Genomic DNA, 20,695 nt, shown 5'->3' on the forward strand with positions numbered 1-20,695 from the left:
CGGAAGTATGAGGATTCCACATTTGTAATGAATGTTTAGTAACCCTTTGAAAAGGAGATATGCATATGAAATTTTATAACGCTGGATACCTCATAATTTCCTATGATAGGGAACTTATCTATAAAGAATGCAATATTGAGGGACTATCACAAACGATTTTAACGATATGTAATGGGATACGGCCTACATTTCCGGATTATTGGTTTTTCCCTTGGTGTAATTCAAATAAAAATGATCCTATTGCTCAGATGATAAATGTAAGGTTGAAGATTAGTAAAGAGGAACATGAAAGTGGACAATCTTTTTTAGATACACTAATGGAAGAAAAAAGTTCTCGTGGCCGAATACTTTTAAAAATTTAGGAGATGCGAGATTCTTTAAGCGAAATTATTTAAAAGGGATAGAAAATTTAGAGATTATTAGTTTGCATCTTTCAGAAGAGTATCGGACGGATTTTTTAATGAATGAGCGAGAAGAAAATGACTTTAAAGTTTCTATATATGACTTTCTCGAAAGTTCATTACCTGTTGATGTTGAAAACGATGAAATATTAGGATTTGATATATGTGGCTTTAGTAACAATAATTTTTATTCTTTTATTCATAACAATTTACAAGAGGATTTTGAAGCGTTTGGCAAGAAATTAAATGATTTATCACTTGTTGATAAGTATGAAGATGCAAAGCAGATTATCCATTTAATTGATGATGGGGAAATTAAGGCAGAAGAGGTATTGTGGTATCCGTGGTTAATTTTGAAATGTTAAAGAAAGAGGTATGAGCATCGGATTAAAAGGGAGGCATGATAGTGCAAGATAATGTACTAGAACAATTAATAAACCGTCTTTCCGTATTATGCCCTGAAAAAGAACGTGAAATATTAGCGGTGGATTTAAATTATATATATGAGAGTAGTGAAAGATTCGAAAAATTGCTTGAAAATATTATGAAATCTCAGCAAAATAAAGACGACTTAATAGATATATTAATTGAAGTAGAGGTAGAACTAGATCACATCAATTGGCATTATAAAAGTCTGAAGAAAAAGCTGAAAGTATTAATGAAAGAATAAAAAGCACGACCTTATTTAAAAAAATAAGATCGTGCTTTATTTTAGTTCCCTTTCCCAAAAAGATGAGAAAATGTATCTTTCAAATCGCTATCGTTTATTTTAATATCCGCCTTTTTTAATTCATCTTGTAATAATTTTTGACCGAAGGAAGGGTCGGCAATACGTTCTTCTTCTAAGTCTTTACGTATAGAGTCTTTCACTTTATCGTAAGGTTTTAAATCTTTTTTATCAGTTAGTTTAATAATGTGATAGCCGTTTGGTGATTTAACGGGATTGCTAATTTGTCCAACCTTTAATTTGTAGGCAGCTTTTTCAAATTCAGGTGTCATTTTGCCTGCCCCGAAGTATCCGAGGTCTCCGCCATTATCTTTTGATAATATATCTTGAGACTCTTGTTTCGCTAATTCTTCAAATGAAGTGCCGGTATCTAATTTCTTCTTTATTTCTTTCGCTTCATTTTCGTCACTTACTAAAATATGACTAGCTTTAATTTCTGGTTTATAGTGGTCTTTCACATCTTTTTCTGTAACGCTTTGTTTAATCGCTTCATTTAATGAAAGTTTGAATCTAATTTGATTTTTGAAATCTTCTTCATCTTTTAAACGATTATTTTCTAGTGTTGCTTTGAATTGTTCTCCATATTGATCTTTTGCTTTTTCTACTTCTGTATCTACTGCATCATTAGATACTTTATATTTTTTAGTAATAACATCTTGTGCTACCATTTCGTATAGCATGTCTTTTCCATATCGATCTTTCAATTGTTTTTCGAAATCGCTCTTCGCAATGGTTGAGTTTGTTGTTGTAGCGATTGTGGCCGAGTCATTTTTTTGTCCGCAAGCAGATAGCATTAATATACTTATTAGTGCAGTGATAATGAATGTATTTTTTCCTTTCATGCTAACACCTCATCCGAATATGTTATCGCTATTGTAGAATATAGAAGTGAACATGAAGTGAATTTTTAATGTTTTTTCCCTGTAAAATGTAAAAAAAAGTACATCAACATTAACGTTGATGTACGATGTAATCAAAGGTGATCGGTTTTCTTAGAATATGCACGTTTCCCTTGCTGAATATTTTTTTGCTCTTGTTCATTTTTTTGAGTGCGCTTTGCATTATTGTCGCGTGCTTTTTTCTCGTTATCGCTCGTATGTGGCATATGTATCAACTCCATTTCTAAACGTTGTATGTTTATCATTTCCTTTTTCGTAAAGACTATGTATAGCGGTGCATTCATGAATACTAAAGGTGGATTAGAAATGGATTTGAAGCTGAATTATACTGAACTTATTAAGAAGTTAGTCGTTGTGATTATTGCAGGTTTATTAAATGCGATTGGGATGAATTTATTTTTAACACCAGCGAAAGTATATGCGAGTGGCTTTGCTGGATTGTCTCAATTATTATCGCAAGTATTAGGTGACTTTTTATCCATTCATATATCTACGGGCGTATTGTTTAGTTTATTTAATATTCCCGTCGTTATTTTAGCGTGGAAAAAGGTTGGAAAGGCTTTTACGTTTTTTAGTTTTCTCTGTGTTATATTTATGACTTTGTTTTTAGAAATTATCCCAGTTAGAGCGGTTTCGAATGATATTATATTGAATGCGATTTTTGGTGGTATTATTTCCGCGATTGGGGTAGGAGTTGCTTTAAAGTGGGGGGCTTCTACAGGTGGCCTAGATATTATTGCCATGATTTTATCAAAGATAAAAGATAAGCCTGTCGGTACATATTTTTTCTTCTTTAATGCAATTATCATTATCGCTGCTGGCTATGTGTATGGATGGGAAAAAGCATTATATACTTTAGTCACTTTGTATATATCAACGAGAATTATTGATGCGATTCATACCCGTCATGTGAAGATTACGGCATTAATTGTTACAAAGAACGGGGCAGATGTGCGAAAAGCGATTCACTCTCGCTTAGTGAGAGGGATTACAACTATACCAGCAACAGGTGCTTATACAAATGAAAATAAAGAAATGTTAATGATTGTTATTACTCGTTACGAGCTGTACGAATTAGAGAGGGTTATTAAACAAGTGGACCCAGGTGCATTTACAAATATACTGCAAACGGTCGGAGTGTTTGGGTTATTTCGAAAAGATTAAAGAGGACCAAAGCTGGTCCTCTTTTTTAATGCGAATTCGTAATGTTTTGCAATTGCTCCTGCATTTCACGTAGCTGAACTTTTTCAGCAGTTGAAGAGTTTGCATAAGCAGAGTGCAAAGAGTTTTTTGCTCTATAAACGAGTTCCTGTTGTTCAGCACCACTTGAACAAGAAACGGCACTTGAAACAGCGTCTCTAGCTTGTTGGAATAGTAAGTTTCCCATTAAACCCCTCCAAACGAAGAGTTACTTCTCGCTTTTTCTGCCTCAGCTAATGTACCTCTGTACGGGAATCTTGCATCATGCTTCATAACAGCATCGGCTCCTTGCTGGATAAAACGTTTTGATTTGTTCTTTTTACCCATTCGAAAAACCCCCTTTATTTAGCTGAAAACAATTGACGCGCTGACTTTTGCGTCTAATAATAGTATGAGCGTTTGGCGAGAAACTATAAGCAGGGAATTTTTAGATTACAATCCAAGAACCTCTTCTAAATATAGAGCGATACCATCTTCTTCATTCGTTAATGTCGTATGATTTGCGAGTGATTTTAATTCAGGAATTGCATTACCCATTGCGATTCCGTGACCAGCAAATTCGATCATTTCAAAGTCGTTATCCTCATCACCAAAAGCGATAATTCGCTCTTTAGGAATATTATAATGGCCTGAAATTTTTTGTAATCCGACAGCTTTATTTAATCCGCTTTTTACAATTTCAATAATTGGCCAAGGTGCACCCCATTTTCTATGGTCGATGACTTCAGCATGCATATCTGTTAAATGTTGGCGAATTGCAGCAGAGTGCTCGTCATGTGCATCGATTAATAAGCAAGTTGGATGGTCGTTTAAAGTATTTAATAAATCTCCTGTGAAAATCTTTGGAGAACCGAATTCAAAAATATGTTTTTTATCTTCATCAATTTCACGGACATACACATCATCGATGACTTCAGCATAGACATTTTTCACGCCGAAATCAAAGCAAGCTCGGACGATTTCTTGCGCTGTTGAAAGTTCAAGAGGAGAGTGATGTGTTCCCCAACTTGAATCAAGAGGGTGATGCACGTAAGCTCCATTAAAGTTTACGATTGGTGTGTTAAGGCTAAGTTCTTTATAATAATCGTAACTAGCGCGGAATGGGCGCCCTGTTGAAATAACGACAATATGACCTTGTTCTTTTGCTTTTGCAATTGTGTTTTTCGTTCTTGGAGAAATTATTTTGTTGTCTGTTAATAAAGTTCCGTCTAAGTCTAATGCGATTAAATGTTGTTTACTCATAATTTCACCTCTTATAATAATTTTTTTGTTTCTATCTGTATTTCCGTTTTTAATATGCAGAAATAAGAGGTTAGACTGGGTGAAACTACTGTAGATGAAAGTTTCACTATATATCCATCTTACGTCGCGAAGCGCTGTGGTGTCTACTATTTCTCATTGGAAATCAGGGAAAAGTCAATATCTTTTTAGAAAGTTCAAACAATGTTTCTTTCATTATGTACAAATTGTGAAAAGGGTTACATTGTTTGGATGATGCGACTTATAATGAACATGTAATCTTCTCGTATATGTTTGACTCTCCTTTGGAACTGGCCTAAACTTAGGTTGGTTTCTTTTTTTTCAACAAATATACCAATAATTCCTGCTTAAGCTTGTGTAATTATATATATGTACATGGATAAACGGTAGTACTGTTTCCTAAACATGACAGAAAAGCTTTCTTTTAAAATGGATATACTAATGAGGCAAGACGTCATGGAAGGAGAATGGAAATGGGACAAAATCGCAGGTTTCGCTCAGGGCAAAAGGCGCCAAATGATGGCATTTACGTAGAAATTGGTGAAACGGGAAGTATGGTGAAAGATCCACAAATGGTGAAATTAACTGCCGGGGAAAGGTTTCCAGAGAACGCAAATCATAACCGTCAGTGGACATATAAAAGAAAACCGTAACAGAAGCCGCAATCGTTATTGCGGCTTTTTTTGATTAGGAAAATGAATGTTACTTTTTTCTTTTTCCAATAATAAGTTGGAACTACATAAGCAAAATTATTGTATAAAAAAGTCAGTTGGCGTATAATCAAATCAAAGGTCAAAGAAAGTCAAACATTTGGAGGGCTGTAAAGATGGACTTAAATCAAATGACAACGAAAACACAGGAAGCGATTATGAGTGCTCAATCTTTAGCGGTATCTCATCATCATCAAGAAGTAGATACTGTTCATCTATTGCTTACGTTATTAGAGCAGCAAGACGGATTAACAGTACGTATTTTTCAAAAAATGAATGTCGATATAGAAGCGTTAAAGCAAGGCGCTGAAAGTTTAATTAAGAAAAAGCCTTCTGTAACTGGAAGCGGGGCAGAGGCAGGGAAATTATATGTAACAGGTGCTTTGCAACAACAGCTTGTAAGGGCAGGAAAAGAAGCGGAGAAATTGCAAGATGACTACATTTCAGTCGAACATGTACTGCTTGCTTTTTCTGAAGAAAAAGGCAATATAAATCAATTATTCACAAAATTTCATATTACGAAAGATAATTTATTACAGTCTTTAATGACAGTTCGGGGGAATCAAAGAGTGACTAGTCAAAATCCAGAAGCAACTTATGAAGCGTTAGAAAAATATGGTCGTGATTTAGTGGCTGAAGTAAGAGCAGGGAAAATTGATCCTGTAATTGGCCGAGATAGTGAAATTCGCCGTGTGATCCGCATTCTTTCACGTAAAACGAAAAATAACCCTGTTTTAATCGGGGAACCAGGTGTTGGTAAAACAGCAATTGTTGAAGGATTAGCACAGCGTATTGTGAAAAAAGATGTCCCAGAAGGATTAAAAGATAGAACAATTTTCGCTTTAGATATGAGTGCACTTGTGGCCGGAGCGAAATTCCGCGGTGAGTTTGAAGAGCGCCTGCAAGCTGTATTAAATGAAATTAAAAAGAGTGAAGGTCGCATTTTATTATTCATTGATGAACTTCATACAATCGTCGGCGCTGGTAAAACAGAAGGAGCGATGGATGCAGGAAATATGTTAAAACCGATGCTAGCGCGTGGTGAACTGCATTGTATCGGTGCAACGACATTAGATGAATACCGTAAATATATTGAGAAAGATCCAGCATTAGAAAGACGTTTCCAACAAGTATTAGCAGAAGAGCCAACTGTTGAGGATACAATTTCCATTTTACGTGGTTTAAAAGAGCGTTTTGAAATTTATCACGGTGTAAATATTCATGACCGCGCGATTGTAGCAGCATCTGTTTTATCAGATCGATATATTTCAGATCGTTTTTTGCCCGATAAAGCAATTGATCTTGTTGATGAAGCTTGTGCAACAATTCGAACAGAAATTGATTCTATGCCAACAGAATTAGATGAAGTAACGCGCCGCATTATGCAGCTGGAAATTGAAGAAGCTGCTCTTGGGAAAGAAAAGGACTTAGGTAGTCAAGAGCGCCTAAAAACATTGCAACGTGAATTATCGGATTTAAAAGAAGTTGCAAGTAGTATGAGAGCGAAATGGGAGAAAGAAAAAGAAGACATTCATAAAGTGCGTGACTTACGTGAACATTTAGAGCGCTTGCGCCGTGAGTTAGAAGAAGCAGAAGGAAATTACGATTTAAATAAAGCAGCTGAGCTTCGCCACGGGAAAATTCCAGCTATCGAAAAAGAGTTAAAAGAAGCGGAAGAGATGGGTGCACATAATAAACAAGAGAATCGTTTATTACGCGAAGAAGTAAGTGAAGAAGAAATTGCAGACATTGTTTCAAGGTGGACTGGTATTCCTGTCGCAAAACTTGTTGAAGGTGAACGTGAGAAATTATTACGTCTTGAACAAATTTTATCAGAGCGTGTTATCGGTCAAGAGGAAGCGGTAAGCCTTGTATCAGACGCAGTTCTTCGTGCTCGCGCTGGCATTAAAGATCCGAATCGTCCAATTGGTTCATTCATTTTCTTAGGCCCTACAGGTGTTGGTAAAACTGAGCTTGCAAAAACGTTAGCACAAACGTTATTTGACAGTGAAGAGCAAATGATTCGTATCGATATGTCTGAGTATATGGAGAAACACGCAGTGTCACGCTTAATTGGTGCGCCTCCTGGATATGTTGGATATGAAGAAGGCGGACAATTAACAGAAGCAGTAAGACGTAAACCGTATTCTGTTATTTTGTTAGATGAAATCGAAAAAGCACATCCAGAAGTATTCAACATTTTATTACAAATGTTAGACGATGGACGCATTACAGATTCACAAGGACGTACAGTAGACTTTAAAAACACAGTTATTATTATGACTTCAAATATTGGATCGGCTCACTTATTAGAAGGGCTAGAAGAAGATGGTTCTATTAAAGAAGAGTCAAGAGAACTTGTAATGGGACAATTAAGAGGACATTTCCGACCAGAATTCTTAAACCGTGTCGATGAAATTATTTTATTTAAACCTCTTACAAGGAATGAAATTAAAGGTATTGTTGATAAGATTGTACAAGAATTACAAGGGCGTTTAGCAGATCGCCACATATCATTAGAATTGACGGAATCTGCAAAAGAATTTGTTGTAGAAGCTGGATTCGATCCGATGTACGGAGCTCGTCCGTTAAAACGATACGTACAGCGTCAAGTTGAAACGAAATTAGCGAGAGAATTGATTGCAGGAACGATTACTGATAATAGCCACGTAGTGGTCGATGTTGAAAATAACGAATTAGTCGTTCATGTAAAGTAAAAAAAGAGTTCGGATAAAATCCGGACTCTTTTTAGTGTTGTTCTACTGGCTCGTTTGGAATCGCAGCTGCAATCGCTAATACTAATACCGCAAGAACAACTGAGAAAATAGACGCTTGGTTAAAATCGTATGTACCGCCAGTCATAGAGCCGATTACGTAGCTCATCATATGTACAAGCGCGAACGACCAAATTAATGCCCAAATGAAACGCATATTTTACACCTCTATTCGTTCAATCTGTCCTTATTGTAACACAATTGAAAAAAGAATATAGAAAAATATTTGTAGATTTTTCAACGCAAATTTGCATTCTGTTCATACATTATAAAAGAGTACTTTTATACGTTTAGAAAATAAGGCGGGGGAAAAATGAGTATTACAGAACGTTTTTTTTACTTAGAAAAAGAACCATGTGTAATTTATTTACCGGAAAAGCCAAATGGATTTTCTGTTATGCTCCTAGGAGATTATAACTATTTTATTGAGAATGGTACAAGTTTATGGACACAGCATGCAGGGAGAGCTTATTTTTTACAGGGCCTTATTGAAAAAGGTTACACAGTCTTTTCGTCTAACTTATACGGAAGGCATTGGGGGAACGACCGAGCTGTTCGTCTAGCAAAACGTTTGTATGATGTCGTTCTAAGAAAAGAGACATTGAATACGAAAATGCACATTATGGCAGATGGTATGGGAGCACTTGTGGCACTGGAGATGATGAACAAGTACCCTGAATGTATACGTTCGGTCGTTATGTTAAATCCGTGTTTAGATTTACCAGAATATGTGGAGTTTGAGAAAGAGCATAAGTTTTTTTACAAAAGATTAGTGAAGGAATTAAGTTTGGCGTATGATTCCAAAGAAGAAGAATTAGAATCAAAAATAAATAAGAAATCATTTGCGCTTCTTCCGTCTTGTGTACCTGTTAAAATTTTCGTATCAACACAAGAAAAAAGAGGAAGAAAACAATTGTTACGTAAATACGAGAAAATGAGGCAATTAAATCAATGCGATACTTCTGTTTTATTCCATCTGCAAGATGTGAAATATAAAATGGTTAGACAAACGACTGATTTCTTTAAAAAATATGAAGAAGAATTGTGAAGCTCCCATATACATAAATGAGGAGCTATTTGTTTCAAGGGGAAAGGGTTGGTGGTATGAAACGCGTGCTGATTATAGGTGCACTTACGTTTGTAGGTTATCACCTTGTAAATAAAATGATTGCAGAAGAAATAGAAGTGTATGGTCTTGATTTTGATGAATTTGATAGTATGACAAAAATTAATGAAGAGAAATTATTGTTGATTGGGCGAAATGCGTTATTTACGTACTATTCTATAAGGGATGAAGACGGATGGCGATCGGTAGAGGAAGAGAGTTTCGATACAGTTTATTTTTGTTTGTATGAGCCGAATCAGCAAAGTGGATTTCGGAATGAAAGGGTCATATTACAATATTTAAAACGAATCGTAAGGATGTGTGAAAAAAATAACGTAAAGTTAAATCTAATTTCTTCTATTGAAATAGGAAGCACTGAAGAATCCGAAAACAAACGTCTATTTTCGAAGGTGGAAGAAGGGTTGAAAAAAGGCGAATTACAATATAGTGCATATCGAGTTCCTACATTATATGGGCCGTGGCAACCGTCGTTTATGATGTATCATCAGCTTATTTTATCAGAACTTGATGAAAAAGAGTGCCGTTGTATAAATGGAGAAATAGGAAGCGATTTACTTTACGTTGAAGATGTATGTGAATATTTATGGGAACATGGAATGAATGTAAAGCACCTCGGTGTATATAATTTACTTAGCGGAAAAGAAGAGTTATGGGAAAAAGGTATGACCTTGCTGCATGCAGATGATAAAGTAAATAAAAAAAATGTGGAAGTAAGAGATGAAGCTGTAGAGGTTATTTCTATTCAAAAAAATACACCAGTAGAATTCGGTTTAAATAAACAATTGGCACATATGAAAAAATATAAAGAGTTATACGAAGGGTAGCACACGTGTTAAACTATTGTATGGATAATTGATTGAAAAGCTTTAATGGAGAGGAAGAGATTACATGAACGAAAAAAGTATGCAATTTTTACAAATCGCAATGAAGCATTTACCAGAAGCTAAGGCAATTTTAGATTCTAATGGAATTGCGCTTGATATGGAGAAAGCACAGCCGGTGTTAGAGCTATTGATGAAAGTAATGGGCGAAGCATATGAGCTTGGGAAAGCGGATAAAGAATAAAACTGAAAAATAAAACCTTCTTTTGGGGAGGGGAGAGGGGCTCGAGCCGTGAGTAGAAGCGGTAAGGGCCTTTTTTAGTCTCGAGCGAGGTAAGAACAGAGGGATGATGAGGTTAAAGGAGAACGCCTTAGTTTTGAAGGAAAGCGGATAAAGAATAAAAAATCTTCTTTTTGATGGGAGAGAGGCTCGAACCGTGGATAGAAGCGGTTGGGGCTTTTTTTAGTATCGAGCGGAGTAAGGGTAAGTGTATGGAATAATTTGTATTTTGAAAGGGCCGGAATTTTTCTGTTTCTTTTAATGAAAAATAAAGTTATTAATACGCTGTCCTATTTTTTAGCTGAAATATATTCTAGACAAAAGTACATTTATGTTTTAAAATTAGTACCAAGTCATAATAATTGATATAAAATGGAGGGCTGCGATGTGAACGTGGGCATTTTAGGGGTCGGAAGATATGTGCCAGAAAAAGTAGTCACAAATCACGATTTAGAGAAAATCGTAGATACATCTGATGAATGGATTCGTACGAGAACGGGAATTGCAGAAAGACGCATTGCCGATGATACAATAGATACTTCATATATGGCGGTAGAGGCTTCTAAAAAAGCACTTGAAGATGCAGGGATTAGCGGAGAGGATATCGATCTTATTTTAGTGGCAACAGTAACGCCAGATCGCGCATTCCCAGCAGTAGCCTGTGTAATCCAAGAAGCAATTGGCGCAAAACACGCAGCCGCGATGGATTTAAGTGCAGCATGTGCTGGCTTTATGTACGGAATGATTACAGCACAGCAATTTATTCAAACGGGAACTTATAAAAATGTATTAGTAGTTGGTAGTGACAAACTATCTAAAATTGTAGACTGGAACGATCGAAATACAGCAGTACTATTTGGGGACGGAGCAGGTGCTATCGTAATGGGAGCTGTTTCGGAAGGAAAAGGTGTACTTTCCTTTGAATTAGGAGCGGACGGAAGTGGCGGTAAGCATCTTTATCAAGACGAGTATGTTATGATGAACGGCAGAGAAGTCTTTAAATTTGCTGTTCGCCAACTTGGTGATTCCTGTCTTCGCGTGTTAGAAAAAGCGGGACTTACGAAAGAGGATGTGGACTTCTTAGTACCACATCAAGCGAATATTCGTATTATGGAATCTGCAAGAGAAAGATTAAATTTACCGAAAGAAAAAATGAGTATGACAATTGAAAAGTTCGGTAATACATCGGCTTCTTCAATTCCAATTGCAATGGTAGAGGAATTGCAAAATGGACGTATTCAAGATGGTGATTTAATTATACTAGTCGGTTTTGGCGGCGGGTTAACATGGGGAGCAGTAGCTCTTCGTTGGGGTAAATAAGGACTGAGAGAAAAAAAGGAGTGTATTATTGTATGGAAAAAAAGAGGGTCGTAATTACAGGGCTAGGAGCTGTTACACCGATCGGAACAGATGTTGAAACAGCTTGGGAAAACATTAAAAACGGTGTATCCGGAATCGGACGACTTACAAGAATAGATTCAGAACAAATTCCTGCAAAAGTAGCAGCAGAAATTAATGACTTTGAAGTCGAAAAATATATAGATAAAAAAGAAGCGCGCCGTATGGACCGCTTTACGCAATATGCAGTAGCAGCAGCGAAAATGGCAGTAGCAGATGCGAAGCTTGAAATTACAGAAGAAAATGCACCACGCATTGGTGTATGGGTTGGTTCTGGTATTGGTGGTATGGAAACATACGAAGAACAATTTAAGATTTTTACTGAAAAAGGTCCGCGCCGCGTGAGCCCATTCTTCGTACCAATGATGATTCCAGATATGGCAGCAGGTCAAGTGTCAATCGCTACAGGAGCGAAAGGAATTAATACTTGCTCTGTAACAGCTTGTGCATCTGGAGCAAACTCAATTGGTGATGCGTTTAAAGTAATCCAGCGCGGTGATGCTGATGCGATGATAACAGGCGGAGCAGAAGCGCCGTTAACAAGCATGGCATTCGCTGGGTTTAGTTCAGCGAAAGCATTAACATTCAATGAAGATCCAGCAACGGCTTGCCGCCCATTTGATAAAAACCGTAGTGGTTTCGTAATGGGTGAAGGATCAGGAATTCTTATTCTTGAAGAATTAGAGCACGCATTAGCACGTGGTGCTCACATTTATGCGGAAATTGCTGGTTATGGTGCAACTGGTGATGCGTTCCATATTACAATGCCTGCTCCTGGCGGTGAAGGCGGAGTTCGTGCGATGCGTCAAGCTTTAGCTGATGCAGGTCTAGAGCCAGAAGATATTGATTACATTAATGCGCATGGTACAAGTACGGATGCAAATGAAAAGTATGAAACGATGGCAATTAAAGAAACTTTCGGTGAGCATGCATATAAAGTAGCGATTAGCTCAACGAAATCAATGACAGGTCATTTATTAGGAGCAGCTGGTGCTGTTGAAGCGATCTTCTCTATTAAATCAATTACAGACGGAGTAATTCCTCCGACGATTAACTATGAAACACCAGATCCAGAATGTGATTTAGATTACGTACCAAATACAGCGAGACATCAAGAAGTGCGGGCTGTATTAAGTAATTCATTAGGATTCGGTGGTCATAACGCAGTATTAGTATTTAAAGCATATAAGTAATATGTACAATAAGGTGTCTTTTCGTAAAGTACTACGAAAAGACACCTTATTTATTTTTTATCACCTTTACGTTCCTTTCTTTTTTTGCATATACATAAGAAAAGGAGGGATGAAGGGTGGGGGTTGTTGAAACGGCAGAATGGTTACATCTGTATTATGGACGCCCAGAAAAGCTTTGTGAGAAATTTACAAAGTATATTCCATTGCCAAAAGAGAGGCTGTATCGTTTTTTAATCTCTAAAGGTATGTATCGCCCAGTAATGCGGGGGGAGCAGGAAATTAAAGAGTTAGAGAAGAAAGAAATTTGGAAAGAACTTAGCATGGAGTATGAAAAATTGAAAAGTTGGCTAAAAGGTCCAGATGTCCCTATCTTTATTTTATTATCAGATTCATATAATCGAACGGTACAAGAGGAATATAACGGGAAGGCTGGTTTATCTATGCGTCACGTTATTTTCTTATTCGTATGTGGACGTAATTCAGTAGAGGAATTAAAAGCTTTATTAACGCATGAATACCACCATATATGTAGATTACATCAAATTGAGACGAAGGAAACAGAGTATACATTACTTGATACGATGATTATGGAAGGGTTAGCTGAGCAAGCTGTGTATGAAAGGTATACAGAAAAAAGATGTGCACCATGGACTACTTATATTTCAAAAGAAGATGCTATTTATTATTGGAGAAATTCAATACAAGAACGAATAGATGTAAAGAGAGGTACGAGGGAGCATGATGTTTTATTAAATGGACTGCACTCGTATCCGAAAATGCTTGGCTATGCACTTGGATTTCATATCGTGAAAGACTGTGTAGCATTTGAAGGAGAAAATACACTGTCTTTATTATCTATAGATGCGAAAGAAATATTGAATAAAGCAAATACATTTCATGTTTCATAAAAAAAACAGGAGCGTTACCTCCTGTTTTTTTATATTATAGAAGAAAAAATAATAATTAGAATATATTTCCTTAAGTGGAATAAAGTTAAGCAAAAATGAACATAATGATTGGTACAAACAGTAGTGAAGTGAGGGGTAGTGAATGTTATATCTACATGATGTATGGGTAAATTGGTTTGAAGGTGAAGAGAATGGGTATAACGTTTGTCATTTTTACGAATGGCGGAAAGATGATACGATTGAGCTATTAGATCAAGTGCCATTATTAAAAGTAGATGCCACATTATATCATTACATCGAGAACGAATTATTAGAGCTTCCGCAAAAATTATTGGAAGACGTATATCATAAGGCTTATATTCGTAAAAATCACGAACGTTTGCAACAAGAATATTGTTTTGTAGTTACAGATGGAAAAGGAATTATTGCGATTGATTCAATCGGCTATAATGTGCCAATTAGAAAAAGTAGGCTTATACCTCGTCAAGAGCAGATGGTATATGAGATGGTAGAAAGTGTGCAAGCAGAAAAGTATGAGTTCCAAGTAGAAGAGATTGAAAAAGAACATCATATTTTATCACCATCACCGTTCATTATGAATGGCCTGACTCGTAAAGAAAGACAGCTAAAACAATTATTATTTATGGCGTTAGATCAATTACATACAACGAAAAATCCAGCTGAAATTCGCTATTGGTTCACAGAGTGGGATCCATCAGCGTATGGAATGGTCCAACATATGGAGTTTGAAGATGTTTGGGCTAAACTTTATGATGAAGCGAAAACTGGATGGTCTGAGAAGCACGAGCAATTATGTGAGCGCCTTGTAAAAGGACAGCCGTTTTTTGAAAAGTTATGGGAAATGGAAAATGAGCAGAAGGTAAATTAAAAAAACCGCCAATTGGCGGTTTTTTTTATGGAGGTGGCAAGAATGTTCGGTGGCTTCGCGCCTTCCTGCGAGGCAAAAAGCGCCTCTACGTCAGGAGCTCCATCCTCCTCATATTCTGAGCGAGCCGCTTCCGCTTTATGTGGAATCCAGCTCCGGCTCCTAGCCCTTCGCTTTATAAATAAATCCAGCTCCAGCGGCAAGCTCTTCGTGTCTAAGAACCTTCCGCATAAGAAGGCAAAAAGCGCCTTTTATGCGAAAGAACCTTAGCCAGTCAGAGCTGAACGAGCCGCTTCCGCTTTTTATGTTACCTACGTTTTCTGCTTAGTCCCATTGCGTTTTCTACTTTGCGTAGTTGTTTGAATGCAACACGGTTTGCTTTTTCGGCACCTTTGTCTAGAATTTCGTCTAGTTCTGGGGAGTTGATTAGTTCGTTATATTTGTCTTGGATTGGACGAATTGCTTCTACGACTACTTGTGCTAGGTCACCTTTGAAGTCGCCGTATCCTTTTCCTTCGTACATTGCTTCTATTTCTTCTACTGTTTTTCCTGAGAATGAAGAGTAAATTGTTAATAAGTTAGAGATTCCAGGTTTGTTCTCTTTATCAAATTTAACGATGCCTTCAGAGTCAGTTACGGCACTTTTTATTTTCTTTTCGATTGTTTTTGGCTCATCAAGCATACTGATCATTGATTTTGGATTTGGATCAGATTTACTCATTTTTTTCGTAGGTTCTGTTAATGACATAACGCGAGCTCCTACTTTTGGAATACGAATTTCAGGAACTGTGAACACTTCACGGAAGCGTTTGTTGAAACGCTCTGCTAGATCACGTGTTAATTCCATATGTTGCTTTTGGTCATCACCAACAGGCACGATTTCTGTGTTGTAAAGTAAAATATCAGCAGCCATTAATGGTGGATATGTAAGTAATCCAGCTGGAACTGAATCTCTTCCTGAAGCTTTGTCTTTATATTGTGTCATACGTTCTAATTCTCCAACGTAAGCAACGGATTGCATAATCCATCCTAGTTGAGCGTGTGCTGGTACTTCTGATTGTACAAATAAAGTAGCTTTTTCAGGATCGATGCCGCATGCAACGTATAGCGCAGCAAGACTGCGGATGTTTTTGCGAAGCCCTACAGGGTCTTGAGGTACTGTAATCGCATGTTGGTTTACAATACAGAAATAACAGTCGTGTTCGTTTTGAAGCTCTGTAAATTGCTTCATAGCTCCTAAATAGTTTCCAAGTGTAATTGTTCCGCTTGGCTGAATACCAGAAAAGATAACTGACATAAGTAATTCCTCCTAAAATTGAATGTGCAATGGGGAAGAGAAGGCATACAAAAAAGCCCATTCATCCCAAATTACATAGGGACGAATGGACCGCGGTACCACCCTAATTATTTCACAGCTGTGAAATCTCTCAAGATCCATAATAACGTCTGGATATAACGCCAAAGCCTACTACTTTCGGTTCGGTTTGGTGCTCAAAAGCCCATTCCATATTGTACAATTACTTGTTCACACCAGCCACAAGCTCTCTGAAATTGCCCCAATATGTACTCTTCTTTATCATCGCATACATATAAATTTATTGTTAACTGAGTCCTTTTAATATGAAAGAACTAAAGTTTTATAACAAAATGTTTTGCTGATTATTATATCATATGGAGCAGTGTTTGCAAACTACATCAAAATAGTAACGCTAATGAGGATCGAGAACAACCCAAGTACGATACCGGTAATACAAATCGGATACGTCCATTTGAATGAATATGTTTTATAAATACGTTCTTTCTTATCGATAGGTTCCTCTGCTTCTTCAATTAAAGAGTCAATTTTTTTATTCGTACCAAATACTCTTTGGAATGCGTAAATTGTTACGTTAAAAAATCCATTTTGAAATATGAATAAAAAACCACCTATAAGAATAAAAATCAATGCAATATAGAATGAGATGTTGACAAAATTCAACAAAAACTGAGATGAAACGAGGAATGCGCCCACACTAGAAGCGATTATCGCAACCAAAAATAGTATACAAGTATGAAAAAAAACTTTATTCAAAATATTCCCCTCCGTCAAAATATTACTAGAATTATTATACTATAAAAGCTATAATAAGTAATATAAATAATTTTTTGAAAATTATACGCAATTGTGGTTCTAATTTCAAGATGATGGTAGCAATGTTAACCTATCCCTTTACGAAAAATTAAAAATATAAACATTTTATTAAAAATTTTAACAAAAAAATAAAAAACTATATTCACAATCGTCTAATTATATGTATAATGAAAATTGTAGAAACTTGGAGATTATTCTTTCAATTCTACTTTTCTACAAGTGAGGGTACAGGAAGTGCAATTAGGGGAGGCAACACAACATGAAGAAAAAGATACCGCTATTGCTTGCATCGACGTTGACAGTAAGTGTGCTAGGAGCCTGTAGTTATCAAAAAGATGATAATAAGGCAAGCGCGAAAGGATCCAGTACTTCAAATAAGCAAGTATTGAATCTAACAGAAACTGCTGAAATACCAACAATGGATACGACGTTATCAACGGATGCAGCATCTTCTAACATCATGAATAACACAATGGAAGGATTGTATCGTCTGGGGAAAGACGATAAACTTGTTCCGGGAGTCGCTAAATCTTCTGAGAAATCAGAAGATGGCAAAAAGTATGTATTTAAATTACGTGAAGATGCGAAATGGTCGAATGGTGAACCTGTAACAGCGAAAGACTTCGTTTATTCTTGGAGAAGAGCTGTTGATTCAAATACGGGTGCCAAATTTGCTTACATACTATTTGATGTGAAAAATGCAGAGAAAATTAATAAAAAAGAATTACCAGTTGAGGAACTTGGTGTAAAAGCAATTGATGATCACACACTTGAAGTGGAATTAGATAACCCTGTTCCTTATTTTGTAAGTTTAACAGTCTATCCAACATTTTATCCTTTGAATGAGAAGTTTGTAAAAGAACAAGGAACAAAATTTGGATTAGAATCCAATACGACACTTTATAATGGCCCATTCGTTTTAAATGAATGGAAACATGAACAAAGTTTCCACCTTAAGAAAAATCCAACGTATTGGGAAAATAAAGAAGTGAAGCTTGAGGAGATAAACTTCAATATTGTTAAGGATCGTTCAACTGCTATAAATTTATATGAAACGAAAGCGATTGATCGTGTAGTATTAACATCAGAATTTGTAGATAAATACAAATCAGATGCTGATTTTAAAACAATTAAGAGACCATCTACACAATTCATTCGTTTAAATGAAAAAAATAAATTTTTAGCAAATAAAAATATCCGAAAAGCAATTGCGATGTCCTTTGAACGTGAAAATATCGGAAAAGTTATCTTAAACGATGGTTCAGAAGGAATGTATGGTTTTGTTCCGAAAGGTTTGGCAAAAGGACCTAACGGAAAAGACTTCCGTGAAGAGAACGGAAAGCTTATAAAAGAGGATGTTAAAGAAGCTCAAAAATATTGGGAAGCTGGTAAAAAAGAACTTGGTGTAGACAAAGTAGAGTTAGAGTTATTAAACTTTGATACTGATGATGCCAAAAAAATCGGAGAGTATTTAAAGGGACAATTCGAAAAGAACTTACCAGGTTTAACAGTTTCAACAAAAATGCAGCCATTTGCACAAAAATTAAAACTTGAAGCAAGTGGAGATTATGCGATGTCATATGCGGGATGGAGTCCAGATTATATGGATCCAATGTCATTCCTTGAAATGTATACAACAGGCAATTCACAAAATAAAGTGAATTACGCAAATCCAGCTTATGATGCACTAATTAAGAAAGCCAAAACAGAAGTAGATGTACAAGCTCGTTGGGATGCTCTATTAAAAGCAGAACAACAACTGCTTGAAGATGCAGCGATTGCTCCAGTATATCAACCTGGAAAGGCATATTTACAACGTAGTTCAATTACAGGCCTATTAGAACATAAATATGGCGGAGAATTTAGCTATAAGTGGGTTGAACTCAAAAACTAAAAATGGTTTCCATCATGAATAAGGGTATATGCCTATGATGGGCATGTGCTCTTATTTTAAAAAAATAAAAGTAAGAATATTTCAAACTATCTTATTGCTTTTGAGAAAAACGGGGAGGTGCTTGACTATGGGACGTTATGTATTAAAACGTTTCGTGTACATGGCTTTGACATTATTTTTAATTACTACACTGACTTTCTTTTTGATGAAATTACTACCGGGTTCTCCACTTAAAAACCAGGAGAAACTATCACCGGCACAAAAAGAAATCATTCTTGAAAAATATGGTTTAAATGATCCAGTACCAGTTCAATATGCACGTTACTTAGGTAACTTAGCGCAAGGTGATTTAGGGGTATCATTCCAATATGATAATCGCCCAGTAACAGACATGATTGTGGATCGCATTGGACCATCAGCACAACTTGGTTTACAAGCGATTATATTAGGAACATTTATCGGTTTACTTTTAGGAATTGTTGCGGCACTTCGTAATAATACATGGGTCGATTATAGTGCAACAGTTATTTCGGTACTCGGGATGTCGGTACCATCGTTCGTATTCGCCGCATTACTACAATATTTCGTAGGGGTAAAACTTGGCTGGTTCCCAGTAGCGTTCTGGAAAGGACCAGAGTTTACAGTAATGCCTACAATTGCATTATCGATGGGAGTTATCGCAACAATCGCACGTTTCTCTCGTGCAGAATTAATTGAAGTTATGCAGTCTGATTATATTTTAACAGCGAAAGCAAAAGGAATTAGTCAAGGCGTTATCATTGTCAAACACGCACTTCGTAACGCGTTAATTCCAGTTGTAACAATTTTAGGACCAATGGTTGCTGCATTAATTACAGGAACACTTGTTATCGAGCAAATTTATGCTGTACCAGGACTTGGGGAACAGTTCGTTAAATCTATTACAGTGAATGACTATACAGTTATTATGGGAACTACAATTTTCTATAGTGCGATCTTCATCTTAGTTATTTTCATTGTCGATATTTTATACGGAATTATTGATCCTCGTATTCGTTTAGCGGGAGGGAAAAAATGATGAAAGATGTACAAAAATTATCTCCAGATTTATTTCAACAAGCCAATCAAAATAATGTTGATAATGAAGTCATTGCCCGTCCAAGCTTAACGTTTTGGCAAGATGTACGAAGACGCTTGTTCCAACATAAAGGCGCGATGTTGGGTTTAGTATTATTGAGCATTATTGTACTACTAGCAATTTTTGGACCGATGGTAAGTAAACATTCTTATAAAGAGCAGGATTTAGGTCGTGCGAAAATGCCACCGAAAATTCCAGTGATTGAAAATATTCATTGGTTACCATTTGACGGCACAGATCAATATGGTGTTGACCAATATGAAAAACGTGATATTAAAGAGTACTTCTGGTTTGGTACAGATGATCTTGGCCGTGACTTATGGACAAGAACATGGGAAGGTACACGCGTATCATTATATATCGCTCTTTTAGCAGCAGCAATTGACCTAGTAATTGGGGTTGCATACGGGGGTATTTCAGCATTCTACGGCGGTAGAGTAGATAATATTATGCAACGTATTATGGAGATTATTAATGGTATTCCATACTTAATCATCGTTATTTTAATGGTAATCATTATGGGATCAGGTATTTGGTCGATTACACTTGCGATGGCAATTACAGGTTGGATAGGGATGTCGCGTATCGTTCGTGGACAGATCCTAAAATTAAAAAACCAAGAATATGTATTAGCATCTCGTACATTAGGTGCAACAAATACACAATTAATTGTGAAACACTTAATTCCAAACGTTATGGGACCAATTATCGTAATGACAATGTTTACAATTCCATCAGCGGTGTTTGGTGAGGCATTCTTAAGCTTCATCGGTTTAGGAATTCAGCCACCATTCGCATCACTTGGTTCTCTTGTAAATGATGGATATAAATCAATTCAAACGTATCCACACATGATGTTCATCCCTGCGGTTGTCATCAGTATGTTAATTCTAGCATTCAACTTAATGGCAGATGGATTACGCGATGCGTTAGATCCAAAAATGCGTAAGTAAACGAGGAGGGAGAAGTA

22 protein-coding genes, 2 pseudogenes and 1 other annotated feature are annotated in these 20,695 nt (G+C 36.4%); of the genes and pseudogenes, 16 read left to right on the forward strand and 8 right to left on the reverse strand.

The annotated features are described in order from the left end of the window. The first annotated feature begins 65 nt into the window (after positions 1 to 65). A pseudogene (locus V7038_RS00730) lies at positions 66 to 766 on the forward strand (hypothetical protein). A gap of 41 nt (positions 767 to 807) precedes the next feature. Continuing rightward, positions 808 to 1,071, forward strand: a complete 264-nt coding sequence (locus V7038_RS00735) for a hypothetical protein (protein ID WP_002201386.1) — start codon at positions 808 to 810, stop codon at positions 1,069 to 1,071. Positions 1,072 to 1,112: 41 nt separating this feature from the next. Here V7038_RS00735 and prsA read toward each other — a convergent pair whose 3' ends face one another. After that, a complete protein-coding gene (gene prsA / locus V7038_RS00740) occupies positions 1,113 to 1,970 on the reverse strand; it encodes a peptidylprolyl isomerase PrsA (RefSeq protein ID WP_070128111.1) in 858 nt (285 codons plus the stop codon). Positions 1,971 to 2,101: 131 nt separating this feature from the next. Then, positions 2,102 to 2,233: a DUF3941 domain-containing protein gene (locus V7038_RS00745; protein WP_002202782.1), complete on the reverse strand. Its 132-nt coding sequence runs from the start codon at positions 2,231 to 2,233 to the stop codon at positions 2,102 to 2,104. A gap of 100 nt (positions 2,234 to 2,333) precedes the next feature. Between V7038_RS00745 and V7038_RS00750 the strand changes: the two genes are divergently transcribed. Next, complete coding sequence (locus tag V7038_RS00750) at positions 2,334 to 3,191, forward strand: YitT family protein (protein ID WP_002201384.1); 858 nt, start codon at positions 2,334 to 2,336, stop codon at positions 3,189 to 3,191. A 25-nt stretch (positions 3,192 to 3,216) separates the two neighbouring features. Here the strand turns inward: V7038_RS00750 and V7038_RS00755 are convergent, their stop codons facing one another. From V7038_RS00755 to V7038_RS00765, 3 genes are all read right to left on the reverse strand, one after another. Further along, positions 3,217 to 3,414 (reverse strand): DUF3813 domain-containing protein, encoded by a 198-nt coding sequence (locus V7038_RS00755; RefSeq protein WP_002011309.1) that lies wholly within the window; start codon positions 3,412 to 3,414, stop codon positions 3,217 to 3,219. After that, on the reverse strand, positions 3,414 to 3,554 hold the full coding sequence (locus tag V7038_RS00760; protein WP_000516816.1) for a hypothetical protein: 141 nt from the start codon (positions 3,552 to 3,554) through the stop codon (positions 3,414 to 3,416). The genes V7038_RS00755 and V7038_RS00760 overlap by 1 nt, the downstream gene beginning before the upstream one ends. A gap of 105 nt (positions 3,555 to 3,659) precedes the next feature. Then, positions 3,660 to 4,469, reverse strand: coding sequence for a Cof-type HAD-IIB family hydrolase (locus V7038_RS00765; RefSeq protein WP_070128112.1), 810 nt, complete (start codon positions 4,467 to 4,469; stop codon positions 3,660 to 3,662). A gap of 491 nt (positions 4,470 to 4,960) precedes the next feature. On the opposite strand from V7038_RS00765, the gene V7038_RS00770 reads away from it, so the two are divergent. After that, on the forward strand, positions 4,961 to 5,140 hold the full coding sequence (locus V7038_RS00770) for a YjzC family protein (protein ID WP_002117000.1): 180 nt from the start codon (positions 4,961 to 4,963) through the stop codon (positions 5,138 to 5,140). Positions 5,141 to 5,313: 173 nt separating this feature from the next. Then, positions 5,314 to 7,914, forward strand: coding sequence for an ATP-dependent chaperone ClpB (clpB, locus tag V7038_RS00775; RefSeq protein ID WP_335468755.1), 2,601 nt, complete (start codon positions 5,314 to 5,316; stop codon positions 7,912 to 7,914). Between the two features lie 31 nt (positions 7,915 to 7,945). Here clpB and V7038_RS00780 read toward each other — a convergent pair whose 3' ends face one another. Next, positions 7,946 to 8,128 carry a YjzD family protein gene (locus tag V7038_RS00780; RefSeq protein WP_001211111.1) on the reverse strand — a complete coding sequence of 61 codons (183 nt, stop codon included), beginning with the start codon at positions 8,126 to 8,128 and terminating at the stop codon, positions 7,946 to 7,948. A gap of 156 nt (positions 8,129 to 8,284) precedes the next feature. Between V7038_RS00780 and V7038_RS00785 the strand changes: the two genes are divergently transcribed. From V7038_RS00785 to V7038_RS00815, 7 genes are all read left to right on the forward strand, one after another. Next, entirely contained in the window at positions 8,285 to 9,019 is a 735-nt protein-coding gene (locus tag V7038_RS00785; protein ID WP_002149846.1) for a hypothetical protein, read from the forward strand. A 29-nt stretch (positions 9,020 to 9,048) separates the two neighbouring features. Further along, entirely contained in the window at positions 9,049 to 9,921 is an 873-nt protein-coding gene (locus V7038_RS00790) for an NAD-dependent epimerase/dehydratase family protein (RefSeq protein ID WP_070146318.1), read from the forward strand. A gap of 64 nt (positions 9,922 to 9,985) precedes the next feature. Next, positions 9,986 to 10,162, forward strand: a complete 177-nt coding sequence (locus V7038_RS00795; protein WP_002011319.1) for a ComZ family protein — start codon at positions 9,986 to 9,988, stop codon at positions 10,160 to 10,162. A gap of 423 nt (positions 10,163 to 10,585) precedes the next feature. Further along, the gene (gene fabH, locus V7038_RS00800; RefSeq protein WP_002149840.1) at positions 10,586 to 11,518 is read left to right on the forward strand and encodes a beta-ketoacyl-ACP synthase III; all 933 of its coding nucleotides are present in this window, start codon (positions 10,586 to 10,588) and stop codon (positions 11,516 to 11,518) included. A 32-nt stretch (positions 11,519 to 11,550) separates the two neighbouring features. Continuing rightward, positions 11,551 to 12,789, forward strand: a complete 1,239-nt coding sequence (gene fabF, locus V7038_RS00805) for a beta-ketoacyl-ACP synthase II (RefSeq protein WP_002011323.1) — start codon at positions 11,551 to 11,553, stop codon at positions 12,787 to 12,789. Positions 12,790 to 12,905: 116 nt separating this feature from the next. After that, a complete protein-coding gene (locus tag V7038_RS00810) occupies positions 12,906 to 13,697 on the forward strand; it encodes a DUF2268 domain-containing protein (protein ID WP_002149838.1) in 792 nt (263 codons plus the stop codon). 142 nt (positions 13,698 to 13,839) lie between these two features. Then, positions 13,840 to 14,586, forward strand: a complete 747-nt coding sequence (locus V7038_RS00815; protein ID WP_002011326.1) for a YjbA family protein — start codon at positions 13,840 to 13,842, stop codon at positions 14,584 to 14,586. 304 nt (positions 14,587 to 14,890) lie between these two features. Here V7038_RS00815 and trpS read toward each other — a convergent pair whose 3' ends face one another. Continuing rightward, positions 14,891 to 15,880, reverse strand: a complete 990-nt coding sequence (gene trpS, locus V7038_RS00820) for a tryptophan--tRNA ligase (RefSeq protein WP_002201379.1) — start codon at positions 15,878 to 15,880, stop codon at positions 14,891 to 14,893. A gap of 74 nt (positions 15,881 to 15,954) precedes the next feature. Further along, positions 15,955 to 16,172, reverse strand: a binding site (T-box leader). Positions 16,173 to 16,273: 101 nt separating this feature from the next. Next, positions 16,274 to 16,654 carry a DUF3899 domain-containing protein gene (locus V7038_RS00825; protein ID WP_335468760.1) on the reverse strand — a complete coding sequence of 127 codons (381 nt, stop codon included), beginning with the start codon at positions 16,652 to 16,654 and terminating at the stop codon, positions 16,274 to 16,276. Between the two features lie 110 nt (positions 16,655 to 16,764). Between V7038_RS00825 and V7038_RS00830 the strand changes: the two are divergent. The 4 genes and pseudogenes from V7038_RS00830 (at position 16,765) to opp3C (ending at position 20,678) form a co-directional block, all read left to right on the forward strand. Beyond that, positions 16,765 to 16,977, forward strand: a pseudogene (locus V7038_RS00830) (hypothetical protein). Next, positions 16,974 to 18,608 carry a peptide ABC transporter substrate-binding protein gene (locus V7038_RS00835; protein ID WP_002202774.1) on the forward strand — a complete coding sequence of 545 codons (1,635 nt, stop codon included), beginning with the start codon at positions 16,974 to 16,976 and terminating at the stop codon, positions 18,606 to 18,608. Before V7038_RS00830 ends, V7038_RS00835 begins: the two are co-directional and overlap by 4 nt. Before the next feature lie 127 nt (positions 18,609 to 18,735). Next, on the forward strand, positions 18,736 to 19,665 hold the full coding sequence (opp3b, locus tag V7038_RS00840; RefSeq protein ID WP_000534171.1) for an oligopeptide ABC transporter permease: 930 nt from the start codon (positions 18,736 to 18,738) through the stop codon (positions 19,663 to 19,665). Then, complete coding sequence (opp3C, locus tag V7038_RS00845) at positions 19,662 to 20,678, forward strand: oligopeptide ABC transporter permease (protein ID WP_002202773.1); 1,017 nt, start codon at positions 19,662 to 19,664, stop codon at positions 20,676 to 20,678. The genes opp3b and opp3C overlap by 4 nt, the downstream gene beginning before the upstream one ends. Positions 20,679 to 20,695: the final 17 nt, after the last annotated feature.

It is taken from the genome of Bacillus sp. JJ783, from assembly GCF_036963225.1.
GTDB lineage: Bacteria > Bacillota > Bacilli > Bacillales > Bacillaceae_G > Bacillus_A > Bacillus_A cereus_U.

Coding starts and splice junctions, on each gene's coding strand:
- prsA (WP_070128111.1), bottom strand. CDS start 1,970: ATGAAAGGAAAAAATACATTCATTATCACTGCACTAATAAGTATATTA.
- V7038_RS00745 (WP_002202782.1), bottom strand. CDS start 2,233: ATGCCACATACGAGCGATAACGAGAAAAAAGCACGCGACAATAATGCA.
- V7038_RS00750 (WP_002201384.1), top strand. CDS start 2,334: ATGGATTTGAAGCTGAATTATACTGAACTTATTAAGAAGTTAGTCGTT.
- V7038_RS00755 (WP_002011309.1), bottom strand. CDS start 3,414: ATGGGAAACTTACTATTCCAACAAGCTAGAGACGCTGTTTCAAGTGCC.
- V7038_RS00760 (WP_000516816.1), bottom strand. CDS start 3,554: ATGGGTAAAAAGAACAAATCAAAACGTTTTATCCAGCAAGGAGCCGAT.
- V7038_RS00765 (WP_070128112.1), bottom strand. CDS start 4,469: ATGAGTAAACAACATTTAATCGCATTAGACTTAGACGGAACTTTATTA.
- V7038_RS00770 (WP_002117000.1), top strand. CDS start 4,961: ATGGGACAAAATCGCAGGTTTCGCTCAGGGCAAAAGGCGCCAAATGAT.
- clpB (WP_335468755.1), top strand. CDS start 5,314: ATGGACTTAAATCAAATGACAACGAAAACACAGGAAGCGATTATGAGT.
- V7038_RS00780 (WP_001211111.1), bottom strand. CDS start 8,128: ATGCGTTTCATTTGGGCATTAATTTGGTCGTTCGCGCTTGTACATATG.
- V7038_RS00785 (WP_002149846.1), top strand. CDS start 8,285: ATGAGTATTACAGAACGTTTTTTTTACTTAGAAAAAGAACCATGTGTA.
- V7038_RS00795 (WP_002011319.1), top strand. CDS start 9,986: ATGAACGAAAAAAGTATGCAATTTTTACAAATCGCAATGAAGCATTTA.
- fabF (WP_002011323.1), top strand. CDS start 11,551: ATGGAAAAAAAGAGGGTCGTAATTACAGGGCTAGGAGCTGTTACACCG.
- V7038_RS00815 (WP_002011326.1), top strand. CDS start 13,840: ATGTTATATCTACATGATGTATGGGTAAATTGGTTTGAAGGTGAAGAG.
- trpS (WP_002201379.1), bottom strand. CDS start 15,880: ATGTCAGTTATCTTTTCTGGTATTCAGCCAAGCGGAACAATTACACTT.
- V7038_RS00835 (WP_002202774.1), top strand. CDS start 16,974: ATGAAGAAAAAGATACCGCTATTGCTTGCATCGACGTTGACAGTAAGT.
- opp3b (WP_000534171.1), top strand. CDS start 18,736: ATGGGACGTTATGTATTAAAACGTTTCGTGTACATGGCTTTGACATTA.
- opp3C (WP_002202773.1), top strand. CDS start 19,662: ATGATGAAAGATGTACAAAAATTATCTCCAGATTTATTTCAACAAGCC.